The 19,395-nt window shown below is 38.8% G+C and carries 19 protein-coding genes, 2 tRNA genes, 1 rRNA gene and 1 other annotated feature; of the genes, 3 read left to right on the top strand and 19 right to left on the bottom strand.

Annotated features, from left to right (window positions below; translation table 11 throughout):
• Positions 1-102: 102 nt before the first annotated feature.
• The 7 genes from HCB45_RS06515 to HCB45_RS06485 form a co-directional block, all read right to left on the bottom strand.
• Positions 103-717: a DUF1648 domain-containing protein gene (locus tag HCB45_RS06515; protein ID WP_185319950.1), complete on the bottom strand. Its 615-nt coding sequence runs from the start codon at positions 715-717 to the stop codon at positions 103-105.
• A 23-nt stretch (positions 718-740) separates the two neighbouring features.
• Positions 741-1,373 (bottom strand): nicotinamidase, encoded by a 633-nt coding sequence (locus HCB45_RS06510; RefSeq protein ID WP_185619342.1) that lies wholly within the window; start codon positions 1,371-1,373, stop codon positions 741-743.
• Positions 1,374-1,898, bottom strand: coding sequence for a dihydrofolate reductase family protein (locus tag HCB45_RS06505; protein ID WP_185319952.1), 525 nt, complete (start codon positions 1,896-1,898; stop codon positions 1,374-1,376).
• Positions 1,899-1,900: 2 nt separating this feature from the next.
• The gene (locus HCB45_RS06500; RefSeq protein ID WP_185619340.1) at positions 1,901-2,899 is read right to left on the bottom strand and encodes a zinc-binding alcohol dehydrogenase family protein; all 999 of its coding nucleotides are present in this window, start codon (positions 2,897-2,899) and stop codon (positions 1,901-1,903) included.
• A 96-nt stretch (positions 2,900-2,995) separates the two neighbouring features.
• A complete protein-coding gene (locus HCB45_RS06495) occupies positions 2,996-3,268 on the bottom strand; it encodes a hypothetical protein (protein ID WP_185319954.1) in 273 nt (90 codons plus the stop codon).
• Between the two features lie 48 nt (positions 3,269-3,316).
• Positions 3,317-4,228, bottom strand: a complete 912-nt coding sequence (locus HCB45_RS06490; RefSeq protein WP_185319955.1) for a cation diffusion facilitator family transporter — start codon at positions 4,226-4,228, stop codon at positions 3,317-3,319.
• A 131-nt stretch (positions 4,229-4,359) separates the two neighbouring features.
• Positions 4,360-5,187, bottom strand: coding sequence for a Cof-type HAD-IIB family hydrolase (locus HCB45_RS06485; protein ID WP_185619338.1), 828 nt, complete (start codon positions 5,185-5,187; stop codon positions 4,360-4,362).
• A 114-nt stretch (positions 5,188-5,301) separates the two neighbouring features.
• Here HCB45_RS06485 and HCB45_RS06480 point away from each other — a divergent pair, with 114 nt between their 5' ends.
• The gene (locus HCB45_RS06480) at positions 5,302-6,177 is read left to right on the top strand and encodes an alpha/beta hydrolase (protein ID WP_185319957.1); all 876 of its coding nucleotides are present in this window, start codon (positions 5,302-5,304) and stop codon (positions 6,175-6,177) included.
• 11 nt (positions 6,178-6,188) lie between these two features.
• Positions 6,189-6,479 carry a putative quinol monooxygenase gene (locus tag HCB45_RS06475; protein ID WP_185619336.1) on the top strand — a complete coding sequence of 97 codons (291 nt, stop codon included), beginning with the start codon at positions 6,189-6,191 and terminating at the stop codon, positions 6,477-6,479.
• 188 nt (positions 6,480-6,667) lie between these two features.
• Here the strand turns inward: HCB45_RS06475 and HCB45_RS06470 are convergent, their stop codons facing one another.
• The 7 genes from HCB45_RS06470 to fdhF all read right to left on the bottom strand — a co-directional run bounded on the left by HCB45_RS06470 (position 6,668) and on the right by fdhF (position 14,913).
• Positions 6,668-7,336, bottom strand: coding sequence for an ABC transporter ATP-binding protein (locus HCB45_RS06470; RefSeq protein WP_185619334.1), 669 nt, complete (start codon positions 7,334-7,336; stop codon positions 6,668-6,670).
• On the bottom strand, positions 7,336-8,424 hold the full coding sequence (locus tag HCB45_RS06465) for an ABC transporter permease (RefSeq protein WP_185619332.1): 1,089 nt from the start codon (positions 8,422-8,424) through the stop codon (positions 7,336-7,338). The genes HCB45_RS06470 and HCB45_RS06465 overlap by 1 nt, the downstream gene beginning before the upstream one ends.
• Before the next feature lie 78 nt (positions 8,425-8,502).
• A complete protein-coding gene (locus tag HCB45_RS06460; protein WP_185319961.1) occupies positions 8,503-9,882 on the bottom strand; it encodes a sensor histidine kinase in 1,380 nt (459 codons plus the stop codon).
• On the bottom strand, positions 9,879-10,556 hold the full coding sequence (locus HCB45_RS06455; RefSeq protein ID WP_185319962.1) for a response regulator transcription factor: 678 nt from the start codon (positions 10,554-10,556) through the stop codon (positions 9,879-9,881). Before HCB45_RS06455 ends, HCB45_RS06460 begins: the two co-directional genes overlap by 4 nt.
• Before the next feature lie 46 nt (positions 10,557-10,602).
• Positions 10,603-11,388: a formate dehydrogenase accessory sulfurtransferase FdhD gene (gene fdhD / locus HCB45_RS06450; protein ID WP_185319963.1), complete on the bottom strand. Its 786-nt coding sequence runs from the start codon at positions 11,386-11,388 to the stop codon at positions 10,603-10,605.
• A 61-nt stretch (positions 11,389-11,449) separates the two neighbouring features.
• Positions 11,450-11,926, bottom strand: a complete 477-nt coding sequence (locus tag HCB45_RS06445) for a helical membrane plugin domain-containing protein (protein WP_185319964.1) — start codon at positions 11,924-11,926, stop codon at positions 11,450-11,452.
• Positions 11,926-14,913: a formate dehydrogenase subunit alpha gene (fdhF, locus tag HCB45_RS06440; RefSeq protein ID WP_185619330.1), complete on the bottom strand. Its 2,988-nt coding sequence runs from the start codon at positions 14,911-14,913 to the stop codon at positions 11,926-11,928. Before fdhF ends, HCB45_RS06445 begins: the two co-directional genes overlap by 1 nt.
• Before the next feature lie 180 nt (positions 14,914-15,093).
• Positions 15,094-15,343: a binding site (T-box leader), on the top strand.
• A gap of 67 nt (positions 15,344-15,410) precedes the next feature.
• Between fdhF and HCB45_RS06435 the strand changes: the two genes are divergently transcribed.
• Positions 15,411-16,253, top strand: coding sequence for an SAM hydrolase/SAM-dependent halogenase family protein (locus HCB45_RS06435; RefSeq protein ID WP_185319966.1), 843 nt, complete (start codon positions 15,411-15,413; stop codon positions 16,251-16,253).
• A 48-nt stretch (positions 16,254-16,301) separates the two neighbouring features.
• Here HCB45_RS06435 and mdrT read toward each other — a convergent pair whose 3' ends face one another.
• From mdrT to rrf, 5 genes are all read right to left on the bottom strand, one after another.
• Positions 16,302-17,783 (bottom strand): cholic acid efflux MFS transporter MdrT, encoded by a 1,482-nt coding sequence (mdrT, locus tag HCB45_RS06430; RefSeq protein WP_185319967.1) that lies wholly within the window; start codon positions 17,781-17,783, stop codon positions 16,302-16,304.
• 99 nt (positions 17,784-17,882) lie between these two features.
• Positions 17,883-18,770, bottom strand: a complete 888-nt coding sequence (brtA, locus tag HCB45_RS06425) for a bile-regulated transcriptional regulator BrtA (protein WP_185319968.1) — start codon at positions 18,768-18,770, stop codon at positions 17,883-17,885.
• A gap of 191 nt (positions 18,771-18,961) precedes the next feature.
• Positions 18,962-19,034, bottom strand: a tRNA-Thr gene (locus HCB45_RS06420).
• A 24-nt stretch (positions 19,035-19,058) separates the two neighbouring features.
• A tRNA-Asn gene (locus HCB45_RS06415) sits at positions 19,059-19,134 on the bottom strand.
• A 10-nt stretch (positions 19,135-19,144) separates the two neighbouring features.
• A 5S ribosomal RNA gene (rrf, locus tag HCB45_RS06410) occupies positions 19,145-19,260 on the bottom strand.
• Between the last annotated feature and the right edge of the window lie 135 nt (positions 19,261-19,395).

Raw genomic sequence — 19,395 nt, 5'->3', positions numbered from 1 at the left:
TTACGCAAAAAAAATGACGGACTTCCTGCCAAATTCGCGCAGAACTTCCGCCACCATTATAAACCGGAACTGTATCACTTGTAAATAAAAACTGTTATATTTTTATTTCTTGTTAAGGTAAACTCCTGAACCAACTACAATAATACACATCGCCATCAACATTGCTAACATTAAGTAACTGGGATCATTACGCATAAACAAAGCAAGGATAAAACAGATTGTACCAGCTATATTAAGTGTAACAGTTGTGATTTTTCTAAGTAGATTTCTTGACCATGCATCAATCTTTTTAAAACCAATCATCGTTAAAAATTTAAAGAGTTTTTTTGAGTATTGAATGTAAGCTGCAACAACAAACATGAATGCTCCTACTGTGACTAAAGAAAATCTACCAGTTGGGATATCGTAACCTAGTGCGTATACAATAATACTCATTTGAATAATCGTTAGGAGTACTAACAACAGTCTAAAACAATATTCAAATTCAAGCAAACTCTCTTGGTTCACTTTTTCTTTCCCATAATATTCTGTTCCTGTGAACATAATCATTAAAAAAGGAATCAGAATTAAACCGAGCCACTTTTGCATAAACATATCTGGGGAGAAGTCCGTGCCGAAATGTACCGCCACTTCAGAAGGTAATAGCGGATATAACACAGCAGAAATTCCTACTGTGAAAAGAATTATCATACTAGGAAATATACCAACTTTCCTCATTCCCCTCACCTCTTCCAATATAATCACTGGCAGTAGGCGACAAGTTCCTCCCTTGTTTCGATAAGCTGCACTTTCTCGGTATTTGCTAATTGCTCTTTTGTTTTATCAAAACCTTGTTCAGATAATGCACGTGTCGCTGGTAAATAAACTAATACAGAAAAGCCTGCCCTACTTAACTGTATAACCGTAGTTTTCACACAAAAATCAAAAGCTAAACCTCCAACAAGAACTAAATCCACCTGTTGTTCCCGTAAATATTCTAGTACACCTGTTGAAAGCTGTTCAACAATATCGTGATAACAAGCGCCGTACGGATGAATGTCTGGCTCCATGCCTTTCCAAATAAAGTAATCATAATCAGTAACAACTGGCAAACCATCTAATAATTCAAAACCTTTTGTACCTGGTTCACAGTGTCTAACCCAAGTTCGGTCCGCATTTGGATATTCGAGTTCAGTCAACATTTCGTCTTTGGAATCAACTACCCATACGGCATTTTGCGGATGCGCGTCTTTACTACCAATTCGAATAGAAGCAAGACTTGCCATAAAATTAAGTTCCGGCACAATTTCGTCACCGCCCGAAACTGGTAATTCATCGGGACAAAGCGGCGTGAATCCTTTTTGCGCATCAATATCAAAAGCTGCAATTTTCATTTAATTTTCCTCCAAGTTTTTATACGTTAGTTGCGCGAACTGGCCGAAACGCGTTACTTCTTCTAGTTCTAGCGCATGTTCCTGGTCCTCTTCAAAAAGCGGAATTCCTTTTCCTAGAATAATAGGTGCAATCGTTATGACAAACCGATCAATTGCTCTCTCTTTTAAAAATTGCTTTACTAATTTCGCACCACCTACAAGCCAAATTTTTTCACCGTCAATGTTATTTAACCAAGTGTCTACTGTGCCGGCAACAAAGTCAGCGTATTCATCTTTTGTCCCAGCTTTCGTGTTGGAAAAAACATAGACATCTTTTTTGCTGTATGGGAATGTATCAGTGAGCGAGAAAATTTGTTGATACGTAGTCCGTCCCATTACAACCGTATCCACGTTATCAAAGAAGGCCTCATAACCCGCATCACCTTCGCTATCAACAGATTCTAGCCATTCTACGCTGCCAGTTTCATCCGCAATGTAGCCGTCCAAACTCACTGCAATATATAGCGCAACTTGTTTTTCACTCATAATCACTCAAATCCTTTCACTACTAATTTTCCAATCATTTTTCCGGATGAGATAATTTTGTGAGCTTCTTCTACCGTTTTTGCATTTAGAGGAGATAACATTTTATTTAATGTTGATGTTAAGTCTCCTTTATCTAGCATGTTCGCTGCTTCTGTAAGGATTTCATGCTGTTTGATTTTATCTTCTGTATTGTATTTCGAACGAGTAAACATAAATTCATAGCTGAAAGTAGCACTCTTGTCTTTTAAAAGAGACATCTTCACTGGTTTTGCAAGTTCCACGATTGAACAAATTTTGCCTTGTGGTCGAATTGCTTCTTGCATATCATCCCAGTGAGCATTTGTATTATGCAAACACAAAATAAAGTCGACACCTTGTTCAAAACCAAGTTCTTTCAATTGTTTTGTTAAATTTTCTCGGTGATTAATGATGTGATTTGCACCGTGTTTCTTCGTCCATTCTATTGTTTCTTCACGTGATGCTGTAGCGATGACATTAAGTCCAATGTTTGCAGCTAGTTGAGTCGCAATCGAACCCACTCCACCAGCTCCATTAATGATTAAAATGGATTTTCCTTTATCGGCCTCAACAATTCCCAAACGGTCAAAAAGAGCTTCCCATGCAGTAATAGTTGTCAGTGGCATTGCAGCGGCTTCTTCTAAACTTAAATGTTTGGGTTTCAAACCGACTAGTCGTTCATCAATTAACGTGAATTCGGCATATGCACCAGGTCTTGTAACATCGCCAGCAAAATATACTTCTTGTCCCGTTTTAAATAAAGTCACTTCTGAACCAATCTCCACTACTTCACCAACTGCATCCCAACCTAAAATCCTAACTTCATCTCCTGTTAGTTTGGTTGCTTCGCGTTGTTTAGTGTCTACTGGATTGATGGAAATCGCTTTAATTTTTACTAATAAATCATGATTTTCTGGCACTGGTTGTTTGATTTCCATATCCACGAAATCAGTTGATGCCTTTGTTAATCCTACCACTTTCATTTGACAACACCTCTCGTTTCCTTTTCCCGAATTTCTTAAAATAATGCACATTTAGATAAAAAAGCCTTCTCATTTTCACTGAGAAGGCTTTAAAAGTTATTTTTCGTCGAGTATTTCGCTATCTTTGAATTTCATTTTTGCATTACACGCTGGGCATTTTATTTTTAATTTGCCGCCGTGTGAATGAGTATGGTTGCTATCTTCAGTTTTAGCAAGAAGCATTTTGCCAGCTTTTTTTAGTAGCGGAATAGCGATAATAACACCGATGATTGTGAACATTGCTAGAACCCCGATAAATACTAATGTTACGGCAACTACAGCGATAAAAGTTTTTTTCAAAAAATGACCTAAATCAACTTGTTCTTCCATCTAAACCAACTCCTCTAATTGATACGTTAACTATATCATGAAGCGGCATTAATTGCAGTGATGATGGTGAGCGTGATTTCCTTCAAGTTGAATTGTACTATGTTCTAAAGAGAAATTTTCTTGTAAATACTGCTCAATATCTGCCAAAATTTTGTCCCGGTCAGCGTTTTCGCTTACGGTTAAATGAGCTGTAAGAGCATTAAAATCAGAAGTAATCGCCCATACATGTAAATCATGCACTTCAGTCACGCCATCTTGTTCTTGGAAGAAAGTTTTGATTGCTTCTGTATCTACGTTAGCTGGTTTTCCTTCCATCAAAATATGAATCGCATCCTTTAATACGCGCCAGCCACTAATTAAAATTAGCGCTGCCACAATAACACTGGCGATTGGATCGGCGATATTCCAGCCGAAGAAAATAATGAGCAGAGCCGCAGTAATAGCACCAACAGATCCAAGCAAATCACCTAACACATGCAAGAAAGCACTGCGCATGTTCAAATTTCCACTTGTATCACCTCTCATTAAAATCCAAGCTACTAAAATATTAACAAGTAACCCAATAACAGAAATAGTCATCATCCCTGCTCCAATTACTTGTGGTGGATCAAAGAAACGACCAATTGCTTCATAGAAAATAAAAACTGAAATCCCAATGAGCGTTAACCCATTTAAAAATGCTGCTAAAATTTCAAAGCGTTTATAGCCATACGTTTTATCAGAACTTGCAGCTTTTTCGCCGAACTTAAATGCAGCCAAACTTAAACCTAATGCCACAGCGTCAGAAAGCATATGTCCAGCATCAGAAAGCAGTGCTAAACTATTGGTCATAATTCCACCAATAACTTCAACTATCATAAAAGTAGCGATTAGGATAAAACTAATAAATAATGATTTTTTATTGGCATTATGCGTATGGTTGTGGTTGTGACCATGTGCATGATCGTGATTATGTGCCATATGATTACTTCCCCTCTGTAAAGACCTATTTTCTTTATATGCACATGTTAGCATATATACATTTTTAGTGCAAGCTTTCTTTAAAGAAAAAAACTTCTACTCGTGATTTAAGTAGAAGTTTCACACATATTTTATAAAATCTCTTCTTGTATAAATAGGCCTAATCCGCCAATATTGTGATGTTTTGCAATTTTATCAGCTTTTTCTAAAGCAAGTGGAATACCGTTTTCCATAGCTACGCCAATTTCTGCAAGTTCAATCATCCCAACATCATTTTCATTATCACCAAAAGCAATAGTTGAATTTAAATTAATGCAACCATTATCTGCTAGGTATGTAAGGCCTTTTGCTTTATCAATACCTTCATTCATAATATCAATTAAATTAGACGCAGAAGCTAGGACAGATAGCGGTAAACCTTGCAGAGCTGCTTTGATTTCTGCTCGTTTTTCTAAGTCAGACTCAATTACGAGCACTTTTAGTGGGAATTCACCTTCACGGAGCACGCTGAAAGGATCTGTTGTTAAAGTAATTGGAACTTGCTCATTTTCTGGTAAAGTTTTATTTAGCTCATTAAAAAAAGCGATTTTGCCAGTATTTGTTGGTCCAATAATTCGTTCTGTTGTATAAATATGGTAGTTAACGCCTAATGGTTCAAGCGTTTCTAGTACTGTATGTACCAAGTCTAACTCAATATTACTTTTATATAAAATTTCTCCAGTAGTAAAGTCACGTACTAAGCCACCATTACAAGAAATAACTGGTGTTTTAATATTGAGTTCATGGATAAATGGCAAAATAGCTAAGTCTAGTCGACCTGTTGCTAGGAAAAGGTTTTTTCCGTCTGCTTGCCAGTTTATTAAAACTTCTTTATTTAGGGGATGAATTTGATCTCCTTTTTTTACAAGTAATGTTCCGTCCATGTCTGTAATAACTGTATCAATCGCTACATTTGTCACTAGTTTTCGCACCTTTCTATAATTCCGTTAGTATGTATTTCGATTATAGACGAGTTTCACATGATTGTCACGTCGATTTTTGGTATAATAATTTGGAATGGAGGAAGATACTTAGTGAAGAAATATTTTATTACAATCATGATTTTACTTTTTGGTACGCTAATTCTTGCTGCATGCCAAAATAGTGAAGAGCCTAATAATTACGAACCTCCTAAAGTAGATTTGAAAGATCAAATACCAATTATTTTAATTCACGGGAGCGGTGGTAATGCGAGTTCTCTTGATAAAATGGCAGACCAACTAATGAACGAATATAAAAGTTCTAATGAAACATTGACTATGACTGTTAATTCAGAAGGAAAAATCAAGTTCGAAGGTAAGCTTACAAAAGATGCCAAACGTCCCATTATAAAATTCGGCTTCGATCAAAATCAAGCAACCCCCGACGATTGGTCCAAATGGTTAAAAATCGCGATGGAAGATTTAAAATCACGATATGGCTTTACACAAATGGACGGCGTAGGGCATTCCAATGGAGGTTTGGCACTAACTTATTACGCAGAAGATTACTCGAAAGATAAAACTGTACCCACTTTGCGTAAGTTAGTAGCAATTGGTTCCCCATTTAATGATTTAGACCCAGACGATAATGGAATGGATTTATCCTTTAAAAAGTTGCCAAATAGTACTCCTCAAATGGATTATTTTATTAAAAATCAAACAGAGGTCAGTCCTGATTTAGAAGTGCTTGCAATTGCAGGTGAATTAAGCGAAGATAACCCAACAGACGGGATTGTCCCAACGATTAGTTCGCTCGCAACCAGACTCTTTATGCCAGGAAATGCCAAAGCTTATATAGAAGATATTCAAGTTGGAGAAGACGCGGTTCACCAAACATTACACGAAACATCTAAGAGCATCGAAAAAACATATTGGTTTTTAGAAAAATTCTCTACAGACGAAACAGTAATTGAGCTAGATTACAAATAGGAGGGCCACAAATGTTGCACATTCAAGCAAAAATCCAAGTAAAACCAGATTTAGTAGATGCTTTTTTGACAGAAGTGAATTTAGTCATCCAAGGTTCGCTTTTGGAAGCTGGAAACCACGGCTACGAATTAGTTCGCTCCGTAAAGCAGGAAAACACTTTTTACCTTTTAGAAAAGTGGGCTGATGAAGCCGCAATTCAGTTTCATAATGAGACTGCGCATTATAAACTTTTCAAGAAAAATATTCCTGCTTTTTTAGCAGCACCAATTGAAGTAAATTTACTCCGCCAATTAGAACGGTAAAGCTTCATTGTGAATCAAGCGCATTTCAAGTTTAAGGCAAAGTATTATCTGATTGTGTTCCTTTAGGGGAATGCTCCGGATAATACTTTTTTTATAGTTTTCTCTTAAATTTTAGCCAATTAAAATACGCCTCTAAAGTTAGATTCTTCGGTCTAACTTTAGAGGCGCCGGACAGAGCCAAAACTTTTTTAATTCTTCAAATATCCATCTTCAATCCGAATTACACGGTCAACTAAGTCTAACACCCGCTCATCGTGCGTTACCATGATTGCTGCTTTGTTTTTTCGCTTTACTTCATCTGCAATCATTTGGACTACTTTATGGCCACGATTTGCATCTAAGCTTGCGGTTGGTTCGTCTGCTAAAATAATATCGGGATCGTTCATTAGCGCTCTAGCAATAGCAACGCGTTGCTTTTCACCGCCGGATAAGCTTTCTGGATAATTATTTTCGTGCGCGGTTAAGCCTAATTCTTGAAGAAGTTTATCTGCTTTTTCTTTTGCAGCTCGACCTTTTTCACCGGATAGTTCTGCAATTACGAGTAATTGATCCCGCACACTTAAATACGGAATTAAGTTTGCTCCTTGGAAGATAAAACCAACTTTCTCGAGCCGCACTTTTGTTAATTCTTTGCTTGTAAGGTCATTTAATGTTCTTCCGCCAATAGCAATTTCGCCTTCTGTCGGTGATAATAAAGCTCCTGCAATGGATAAAAATGTACTTTTCCCCGCACCAGATGGGCCGACGATTGCAACGAATTCTCCTTGCGCTACTTCTAAAGAAACATTTTTTAATACTTCGATGACTTGCTCGCCATCTTGATAATTTTTAGAAATATTTTTCATCATTAAAGTCATTAGTTTGCCCTCCCAATTGCTTCTAACGCGTCTACTTTGGCTACACGGTAGAGTGATAACATTGATCCGATGACTGCTACAACTAGGAATAATGCGGAACAACCGATTGCAAGTATTGGACTAAGTGTAAACGGCATGCTAGCTGGTAAAATTGCCGCGAGTCCAAATGTTAGCCCATTTCCAATCAATAAGCTGACGACTGATAAGAAAACAACTTGGGTAACGATGCTTCGCGCTAAATACGCTGTTCTTGCGCCGACTGCTTTTAATATACCAAATTGATTGATTTTTTGAATCGTAATGACATAAAAGAAAGCAGCTAGAACAAATGCAGCAATGACGAATAAAAAGGCAATCATCATCAGTAGCGAACCTTGTTCTTCTGAATAACCCGGAATGCCTTGAAGCACTTCTTTACTAGAGGAAAGTTCCATCGAACCAATTGATAGATTTTTAGCAGTATTTTCAGAGACATCCAGTGCTACAGCATTATATTCTCCTTCTGCGGCTTGATTTGTTTGGTGAACTAATTTCCAAGCGTCCCAACCAACGAAAATAACCGGGGAATGGCTAAATGTATTGTTTTTCGTAAAGGCAGTAATAGTGAACGTTTCTCCTGTTGCACTGTCTTTGATTTTACTACCTAGTTTATAGCCGGATTCTTTCAAAGAAATATCTGCTATAACTTCTTTAGTTTGTTGCGGCTCTTTACCTTCTGAAATGGCTGGTTTCATAAAGCCTGTTTTATCTATTCCGAAAAAAGTAATGTCTGTTTTTTTGTCTTTGTTTGGTGGTGTGATTGTACCCATTTGTACACCTAAGTTGGTGCTTTCAGATTTTTTAAGTTGCTTTGCTACACTTTCTGTTTCAGCTGCAGTTAAATTGGACCTCGTTAAGCGATTGTCTGAGTCTTTTTGTAGTACATAATAAGTTGCTTTATTTGATGAAATGACTGCTCCGTTATCATTTGCGAGCCCATTCGCTAGTCCTGTAACGAACAAAACGAGCCAGGCGATTAACACCATAATTAATCCAATTAAAATATAGCGTAGTTTTGCGTGTTTTAATTCTCTTAATGCCAAAAACATTCCGTTCAACTCCTTCTAAGATCTTACACTTAGTTTAAAGAAGTTTTGTAAACGGAATGTGAATCGGATTTTACAAATTTAGTTTTTTGGTAGTTTGACTTTGAATGTTGTTCCTTTTTCAGTATTACTTTCAACAGTGATTTCACCGTGATGTAACATAATTATTTTTTTGCAAATGGATAAGCCTAAGCCGCTTGAACCTTCTTCTCGGGTACGGCTTTGACTTGCTTTATAAAAACGTTCGAAAATCTTCGCCATATCTTCTTTACTGATGCAGGCGCCACTATTCCAGACTTCAACAAAAACATTGGTCGTTTCTTCATAAAGGCGCACCTGAATATCCCCGCCTTGTGGTGTATATTTAATTGCATTGTTGAATAAATTAGACCACACTTGATAAAGCAATTCGTCATCACCAGAATAGTTTATATCAGCCAACTCTAAATTTATTGTTAGCTCTTTCTCTCGCCAACTCCATTCGGTCATTTGGATTAGTTGGCGCCACTGTTCTGCTAATTGCACTGGTTCTTTTTTCCGTAACTCAGATTCTTGGTCAAGTGAAGCAAGTGTAAGTAACTGTTTCGTTAAAGAAGAAAGGCGTGTCGTCTCCTCTGATAAAACAGTTAAATATTCTTTTTGTTCTTTTTCGGTTAGTGTTCCTGAACCTAAAAGTCTAGCAAAACCTTGCATCGATGTAAGTGGTGATTGCAGTTCATGAGAAACATTTGCGACAAATTCTTGGCGGGCGGCTTCAGATTTTTCGAGTTCGCTCGCCATTTTGGCAAACGAGTCCGCCAGCTGACCAATCTCGTCTTTACGCCGGACTTCGAGCGCCACATCATAATTTCCTCTCCGGATTTTTTTCGTAGCAGTAGTAAGCTTCACAACTGGTTTTACTATGTATCTGCCACTAATAAGCACAAATAAAGTACTAATAATAGACGTGAAAATAAGTATCATCGCGAAAAAGATCCTAAGTTCACCGAATTGTTGTTCCGGATCTTGACGTATAAATAGCGCCAGTTGTTTCCCGTCCACCTTGACTGGAACTCCAATTGTATTTCTAACATCATTATCAAAAAATCCAGTAATAAAAATGCCCGTATCAAACGTATCAATTCCGTGATACGTCTCACCCGCTAACACTTGTTGAACTGTTTTGTTAGGTAAATCTTTTTTTCGAAACGCACCACCAAAATAAACCGATTGATCTTTGCCATCCGTCAGATACAGTTCATAGCCAAGTTCACCTACATTTTCCAAATACTCTTTTAGAGAAATCGACGCATTCGATTGATAAAATTGTTGGACTTCCTGCGCTATCTTAGCTGTTTTTTCATCATTAAAAGGCTTTAATTTTATCTGGTAATAAATGTTCGCAAAGAAAAAACCGAGCAGGCTACTGGAAAGAATGACAACTAGCATCGTCACAACTATTCGACTATATAATGACTTCATGTTGTTTCCTCCAATTTATAGCCAACACCGCGAACCGTGACAATCCGAATACCGTCCTTTTCCTCATCAAAATGGTCGCGCAAACGTTTAATATGTACATCTACTGTCCGGTCACTACCGTCATAATCTCGTTGCCAAATCCGCTCAATTAATTCTTCTCGAGTAAAAATCCGTCCGGGGTAGCTCGCTAATTGATATAACAGTTCAAATTCTTTTACCGGAATCATTCGTTCTTGATTGCCAATTTTTATGCCGTAACTTTTTTGGTCGATGGTGATATTTCCGATAGTAATTTTCGCTTCACTAGCCTGATTGGAACGTCTGAGTAAAGCCCTTATCCGAAAGATTAACTCTTCTGGTTCAAAGGGTTTAGTGACATAATCATCCGTACCAACTTCAAAACCACGCGATTTATCCGCAAGTGCATCTTTGGCTGTCAACATAATAACGGGAATATCAGGATAGCTTATGCGCATCTTTTTGCACAGTTCAAAGCCATCCATGTTTGGCATCATCACATCAATTACCGCCAAATGAACTTGCTCCGTTTCGACTATTTTCTCTCCTTCTACGCCATCAATTGCTTCTAAAACATGAAAACCTTCTGCACGGAGATAGTGTCCTACAAGTTTAAGGATGTGCCGGTCATCGTCTACTACTAATATTTGTTTCATTTTTTCTATTCACCTTACCGTCCTATTTTACTGCATCATATCAAACTTATGTGATTCGTTCAAATCCAGAATAGACGTTTAACCTATCTCCTCGGATAAAACCAACTGTTGTAATGTGCAATTCTTCCGCCATGTTAATCGCCAGTTCGGTAGGTGCAGAGCGAGATAAAATAATTCCGCATCCTAATTTAGCTGTCTTAACGAGGATTTCTGAGGAGATTCGCCCACTAAAAATAATCGCTTTATCATCTGTAGCTGTCCCATCTTTTAAAGCACGACCATATATTTTATCAAGCGCATTATGACGTCCAATGTCCATCCGACTATAAATAATTTCCGCCGAACTGCATAGCGCCGCATTATGAACCCCGCCGGTTTGATGAAATGTTGCGGAATTTTGCTCAAATTTTTCCATTAAGCGGAAAATCATGTCTGTTGTGAGTTTCAGACTTGAATTTTGCTTCACGTTGACGAGCGAGGCGTCTGATTGGAAGTAGAAGTTTTCCCGCGACTTGCCGCAACATGAGGTGATGTAGCGTTTGCCGCGGTACTTGGCATTGAATTTGTTAACAAAGTTGGCGTTAACTTTGGCATGACCAGTCGCTTCAATAATATCCACGGAATCAATGTCTCCCGGACCGCGAACAATGCCTTCCGATGTTAGAAAGCCCACGACTAAATCTTCCAAATACTCTGGCGTGCAGACGATGGTCACGAGTTCTTGGTCGTTAACGTAGATAGTTAGCGGATACTCGGTCGCAACACTTGATTCGATTTCTTGAAAAGTGCCAGCTTCAAAACGGCGAATTTTTTGACGCGATACAATATCCATCAAAAACCACTCCTTTCTAAGCCGAAACAGCGATACTAGGAAGTCTCGCTGTTTCAGATAATTATTTTAATGTCTTCCCTACTTCTTTCAAAAAGGTCATGCCGTAACGGAGCGCCCGGTTAATATCCGGATCTTTCAGTACCTTCATAATCGCTAACATACCCATGATTTCATCGTTTTTTGCACTTTCTTCTGCTTTTTTCGCTGCATCCTTCAAATTTGAAATCATTTCCTCGGTCTGCTCTGGTTTTGTATCGGTTAGCAGTTTACTTGAAATCATCATATTATTTATCGCATTTGTCATTGGTTCTTTACGCCATTCATTTAAAAATGTTTTCGTAATATCTCCCCGTGCCTTTATCGCGCTATTTAGAGCGTCAAGCGCACCCGACTCTTGTAGTAATTTCACCGTTTCTACTATTTCGATAAAACCAGAATCTTGTTCTGCAATGTCAGCTTTCATTTGCGCTAAACGTTCTTTCTCTAATTCTTCAGGTGTCTTCTTTGTATCACGAATTGTGGAAATTGGTTCTGCCATCAATGATTCCTCCCTTTCCCCTCGCATCCGCAGTTGCCACCACAGGCGCAGTTCACTTTAGAAATCGGTTGATAATCTTCTCTTGACCACTTGCGCTCCACCTCAGCCCCGTTTTGCGGGAATCTTTTACGGTTACGCGGATTATGATCTGGAAGTGGATTTTTCCCAATTTTTTCAAGTACAGTTAGATTTACCTTGGTTTGTTTATATGCAGGCGTTTTCGTTCGAACGTCCCCCGCACTTGAAGTCAGCAAATTGACTGCCGTTTCGCTACTTACTGAATGCATCGGCACATAGACTTCATTGCCTTTCATTCGCTCAGTAACAACCGCACGAAGCTTGATACGCCCATACGGCGAACTTAAACGAACAAGCGAACCACTTTCAATATCGCGTTCTTTAGCTAATTCATGAGAAACCTCCACGAATACTTCTGGTAATTTATAATCCAATCCTTTTGATTTATCCGTCAAATTACCCTCATGGAATTGTTCCAATAAACGACCATTATTAAGCGTTAAATTAAATTCTTCCGGGAAAGTAATCGGGGCAATATATGGTAATGTCGAGAACTGTGCTTTACCATCAGGGAAATTGAATCGTTCTTCATAAAGTAGTGGCATATCCTTCCCGTCCACACTAACTGGCCACACAAGACTATTAAATCCTTGCATTCGATCATAACGAACACCTGCAAAAAAAGGCGCTAAGCTAGCAATTTCATCCATAATTTCGCTCGGATGATTATAATTCCAGTCTGTTCTACCACATGCTCTTGCTACTTCTTGAATAATCCACCAGTCCGGCTTCGAATCTCCAAGCGGCTCTAACACTTCATAAAGCCGTTGTACGCGACGCTCTGTATTCGTAAACGTCCCTTCTTTTTCAAGTGATGGAGCAGCTGGGAAAACAACATCAGCAAATTGAGCTGTTTTTGATAAAAACACATCTTGAACAACAAAGAAATCAAGGCTTGAAAGGATTTCTTGCACATGATTCGAGTTAGAGTCCACCCAAGCCATTTCCTCACCAATCACATACATAGAATGAAGTGTTCCAGCTTCAATCGCATCAAGCATTTCATTATTTTTTAGACCAGGCTCTGGCGAAATAGATACCCCATAAGCTTCTTCAAAACGAGCGCGTACTTCATCGTTTCCAAGTGGCTGAATTCCTGGTAAAACATTTGGTAATGACCCCATATCACAAGCGCCTTGCACATTATTATGTCCTCTAAGCGGATAAGCTCCTGCACCGTGTCTTCCGAAGTTTCCAGTTACAAGAAGCAAGTTAGCAATAGCCGACGATGTATGTGATCCCGCAATATTTTGCGTAACTCCCATTCCCCAACAAACCGCTGTCCCGTCCGCTTCATGAATCATTTCCGCCACTAATTTGAGGGTCTCCACCGGTAGTCCCGTTTCTTTTTCGGCGTATTCCAGTGTAAATGGTTCTAAAAATGTTAAGTAATCTGCCACATTACTAATACGGTTATTCATAAAGACTTCATCATGCCATCCCTGATCAATCATATATTTCGCAACCGCTGTCAACCAAACAAAGTCAGTCCCTTGTTTTGGATGAATAAATAAATCTGAGCGCTCCGCCATTTCGTGTTTTCGCAAATCGGAAACAATCAGCTTTTGGCCACGTGTCTTCTGAGCTCGTTTGATTCTGCTAGCAAGCACCGGATGACCATCTGCTGGAGATGCGCCAACAATAATCACAAGTCCCGCACTTTCAATATCTTCTACAGTCCCTGAATCCGCGCCAATCCCAACTGTACGAGTAAGTCCATCCGAAGCAGGCGCCTGACAATAACGCGAGCAATTATCAATATTATTCGTTTCAAAGACTTGACGCGCTAGTTTTTGCATCAAATAGTTTTCTTCGTTGGTCGTTTTAGAGGAGCTAATAAATCCAAGTGAATCATTTCCATATTTGGCTTGGATTTCGCGTAGTTTGGTTGCAACTAGGTGAATAGCATCCTCCCAACTCGCCGGCACAAATTCATTTCCTTCGCGAATGAGTGGTGTCGTAATCCGTTTTTCACTATTAACAAAATCCCAACCAAATTTCCCTTTCACACACGTAGCAAATTTGTTTACAGGACCTTCCCCAGTTGGCTCGACTTTCAATATTTTACGGTCTTTCGTCCATACTTCAAACGCACAACCAACCCCGCAGAAAGTACAAACCGTTTTCGTTTTCTTCGTCCGCGTTTCCCGCATCGCTGCTTCCATTTCCGACACTGCAAAAACGGTTTGATAATTCGGCTCGACTTTTTTCACCATATCAATCATCGGTTCTAGCATGTCTTCATCAAGTCCCGTCATAAAGCCAGCTTGACCAAGCATTGATTTTTCCATTAAAGCGTTACATGGACATACTGTCGCACAAAGCCCACACGAAACACAAGACGATAAATTCGCTGGACGATCATCATCCCAAATAACCCTCGGCTGACTTCTTTCCCAATCAATCGAAAGCGTCTCATTCACTTGCACTTGTTGACAAGCCTCCACACAACGTCCACAAAGAATGCATTGATCCGGATCATACCGATAAAATGGATGCGAAAAATCATTTAAGTAACCCTTTTCCCGGTATGGGCGGTCTTGTTTTTCCACGCCAAGCAGTTCTGTTGTATTATGTACTTTGCAGTTGCCATTATTATTATCACAAACTGTACAATACAGTAAATGATTTTCCAAAATCCGGTCCATTGCTTCTAATTGCGCATCTTTAGCTAGTTCTGAATTTGTTTTAATTTCCATCCCATCTGTAAGATTCGTGCTGCACGCCCGCATAAGCTCCCCGTCAACCTCACACATACACGTGTCACAAGATTGAATTGGCCCAATTTGCTCACTATAACAAATATGCGGATGCTGTATTCCTTCTGCATTTAAATAGTCCAGTATTCGTGTTCCTTCGACCACATCCCGCGCCTCACCATTAATTCGCACTGATACTTTTGCGCCCATCACATTACCTCCTAAATAGAGAAAGCGTTTACAATTTTCGCTTATATTATAACAGTTCTTACTTGAAAATCACAGTAAAAAGACAGTTGATAATCGTTCTCAAATAGCACTACTATGCGATTCCCCTCACAAATCATGCTATATTCATTGACACTTATCCAACTTTTCTGTATTCTTTATAATAAAGCTATGACGAGAAAAGTACGACATCCGTTTTTTCAAAAAGAGAGTTCCCACTGCTGAAAAGGAACAAAAAACAATGTCCGAAAATGGCCTTTGAGCTTTGTCGCTGAAAATAAGTAAGCCACAACGGATTTGGCGCCCGTTATCAAACGCCGTAAGTATTTTACATAAATGCTTATTTGAGGTTTTCAGTGTAAGCTGAAAATAAATTAAGGTGGTCCCGCGTGAAATTTTTCTCGCCCTTATTCCAAGAGTTTTTTGGACGAGGGCGAGTTTTTATTTTGCCCTAAATTGCTCGAAATGGAGGATTTCAAATGACAAAACAGCTACTTGTTTTACAATCTGATTTTGGTATTAGTGATGGTGCAGTTAGTGCTATGTATGGTGTGATTAATAGTGTTAGTAGTGATTTACAAATATACGATTTAACGCATCAAATTCCTCAATTTAATATTTGGGAAGGCTCTTATCGTCTTTTACAAACTGTTCCTTACTGGCCTGAAGCTACGATTTTTGTATCTATTGTTGATCCTGGAGTTGGTTCAAAAAGGCGGAGTGTAGCCATTTTAACAGAAGACGGTCATTATATAATTACACCAGACAATGGAACTTTAACGCATATTGCCCACTACGGAACGATTAAAGAAGTTCGCCTTATTGATGAAGAGAAAAATCGCCTCCCACGGTCAGGCGCTTCTCATACATTCCATGGTCGCGATATTTTTGCCTATACTGCTGCGAGACTTGCTGCTGGCGTGATTAGTTTTGAAGATATTGGTCCTGAAGCCACACCTGAATCCATTGTTTCGTTAAGCCTAAGTGATTCTTATTTAGAAGAAGAACAGGCTTATGGAACAATTGATATAATCGACCGCCCATTTGGCAACCTTTGGACAAATATTCGCCGGACTGATTTTCTGCAATTAGGCGCAAAATACGGGGATTCCATTGAAGTTCTAATCAAACACCACGACCGCGTAGTTTATAAAAATTTCGTTACCTACAGCCGCTCATTCGCAGACTTACGGATTGGTGAAGCACTCATCTATGTCAATTCACTTGATAATCTTGGACTCGGTATTAATCAAGGGTCCTTCGTAGATGCATATTCGGTAGGCACAGGCACCAGCTGGAAAGTCTCTCTTAAAAAAGTATAAAAAACAGGGTCAATTATCCAAAATTGGATTCTTGACCCTGTTTCTATATTATTTCGTATATTCTTTGACAATTGGTTCTTGTTTTTTGTTTTTAAGGAACAAACTTAAAATCATCCCTAAAGCCGCGAAAATTGCTGCAACCATAAACGCAGCTCGCATTCCGTCCAAACTAGCATCTTGTGCTTTTTGAGCAAAACCAGCTGGATCAGTCGCCATAAGCGCTTTACCAGGCATATTATCTTTCGTCACATTTGTTAGTACAGTGATGAGTACCGCAGTCCCGATTGAACCAGCAATTTGACGAATTGTATTATTCACCGCCGAACCATGGTTAATCAAGTGGTTAGGAAGTGCATTCATTCCCGCTGTCGAAACTGGCATCATCGCCATCGAAATCCCGAAGAACCTCACTGCATAAAAAACAACAATATACCAAAGCGGCGTATCCATCGTTAAGAACATAAATGGAATTGTACCGATAGTTAAAATTGTAATACCAGTAATCGTTAACCATTTTGCTCCAATTTTATCGAAAATAATCCCGGTAATCGGACTCATTATTCCCATAATAATCGCACCTGGGAGTAATAATAGACCGGATTGAAGCGCAGTCTCACCACGAATTGTTTGAATATAAAGAGGCAACACAATCTCCGCGCCAATCATCGCCATCGTTACTATTGAGCCAAGAATAACCGATAATGAAAATACTGGATATTTAAATACATGAAGCTCAAGCATTGGATTTTCAATTACTAGTTGGCGCCAAACAAATAACGCAATAACGACAACACCAATGATTAATGTTGTAATAACAATCGCGTCCCCCCAACCATCATTACCAGCCGAACTAAATCCGTAAAGCAACGCCCCAAAACCAATTGAAGACATCACAATAGAAAGAAAATCAATTTTTGTATCGGTTAACTTCACTACTTTTTTCATTCCGAAGAAAGCTAAAATAATATCAATAACCGCAATCGGAATTAGAATAAGAAATAATACGCGCCAATCATAAGAATCCACAATCCAACCTGATAAAGTTGGCCCAATTGCTGGAGCAAACGCAATAACGAGTCCCATCAACCCCATGGCTGCCCCACGTTTTTCACGAGGGAAAATCAGCAAGAATATCGTTTGAAGTAGAGGCATCATAATACCAGCACCAGCCGCTTGAACAATACGACCAGTAAGTAATATAGGGAATGAACCCGCTACAGATGAAATAATTGTACCAATTGTAAATACAGTCATTGCCGTAATAAATAACGTTTTCGAACTAATTTTTTCAATTAAAAGTGCTGTAATCGGAATCATAATTCCATTGGTCAGCAAGAAAGCTGTTGTTAACCATTGCCCAGTTGCTGCTGTAATATGCAAATCATCCATAATCATTGGCAGCGCTGTCGCTAATAACGTCTGATTTAAAATTGCTACAAATGCCCCAATAATCATTGTTACTACTAATAAACTTCTACTATAAGATTTCCCATTAACATCAACGGGTCTTTCTACTGCTGTACTATTCAAAATTAATACCCCTTCCCATGTGGAAATTTCCAGATGAATAACAGTAGTATAATAAAAAAAGACCAACAAGTCAATAAAAATGACTAATCGGTCTAAAATTTATAAAAGTCCGTTCACACATGCTTCTAATTTATTCACTTCTTTGGTTAAACTTGCCGGCACATGTTGCTTAAGATACAACAATGTTCCTTGAACCATGAAATCTCTTGGTGCTTCGTTATTATTAATCTCACCAACAAGAGCATTCATCGATTCTTTATACTGCCATTTATCAGAATCAGCAATATCTTCCTTTTCTATCCCTACATTCAATTCCTCAAGTGCTTCTCTTAATTTAGCAAGACGCTTCTTACGGATTATTGTTTGATCTGGCACCAAGTTCTCTGTATCAGCTTCAGTAAAAATAATTTCTCCGCTCACCAATATATCTTTCACAAGCGCATCTAGCCTTCTTACAACATATGGAATAGCCCGTTCAATTAACCCCGAGTCCACATTCTTACTCCCACTCGCAAAAACATACATCGCCGCCATCCCACTTAGGAGCATCGTAATATCGTTAATATAAGGTTCCGTTTCCATACCATAAACCTCTAACAGCTGATTTTTAACCCATTCCATATTCTTAAGCCGCACATTCTGCAAGAACGAATTAAAATCATCATCAATCATCGTTTGCGAAAAAGTAATATTTAATATCTCTCCGTTTTCCGTATAAAAATGAATAATAATTTTCAAGCATTCCGTAAAGTTATCCTTCTTCGTTCCATCCAGTGCCATTGTATACTCCAAACGCTGATGCAAAACAGAATATTCCTGCTTAAAAATAACAATAGCGAGCTCCTCTTTCGAAGTAAAATAATTATAGAAAGTCCCCTTAGAAATACCAGCCGCATCCACCATATCTTGTACAGACGTTTTCAAATAACCTTGCTTTTGAAATACCTCTTTAGCTGACTTAATAATCCGCCGCTTCTTTTCTTTCAAAAAAACACCCCATCCGCCTCGTATTTATACCCCTAGTATAATATATTTATACACTCTATTCAAGATATGTAATAAAACCTTCATTAATTAGGTAGAAGAACGCATATCCCCCTCAACATAATAGTAATAAAACAAATAAAAAAAGCCTCGCATACTAGCGAAACATTCGATTTGTGAAGATATTATATTTAAGCCACTTGTCGGATTTGAACCGACGACCCCTTCCTTACCATGGAAGTGCTCTACCAACTGAGCTAAAGCGGCAGCAAAAGCCTTTCAAATAAAAAATGGCTCCACAGGCAGGACTCGAACCTGCGACCGATCGGTTAACAGCCGATTGCTCTACCAACTGAGCTACTGTGGAATAATAGATTGCCCGGCAGCGACCTACTCTCGCAGGGGGAAGCCCCCAACTACCATTGGCGCAGAGAAGCTTAACTACCGTGTTCGGGATGGGAACGGGTGTGACCTTCTCGCCATAACTACCAGACAATATTGAGTTGTTGAAAGATTGCTCTCTCAAAACTAGAGAAGAAAGTTTTCAGTTAGGTAACTTCGTTTCATTTTTTGGTTAAGTCCTCGATCGATTAGTATTTGTCCGCTCCATGTATCGCTACACTTCCAC

This window comes from Listeria farberi, assembly GCF_014229245.1.
GTDB classification, from domain to species: domain Bacteria; phylum Bacillota; class Bacilli; order Lactobacillales; family Listeriaceae; genus Listeria; species Listeria farberi.
This window is presented reverse-complemented; position numbering and strand designations above follow the sequence as displayed.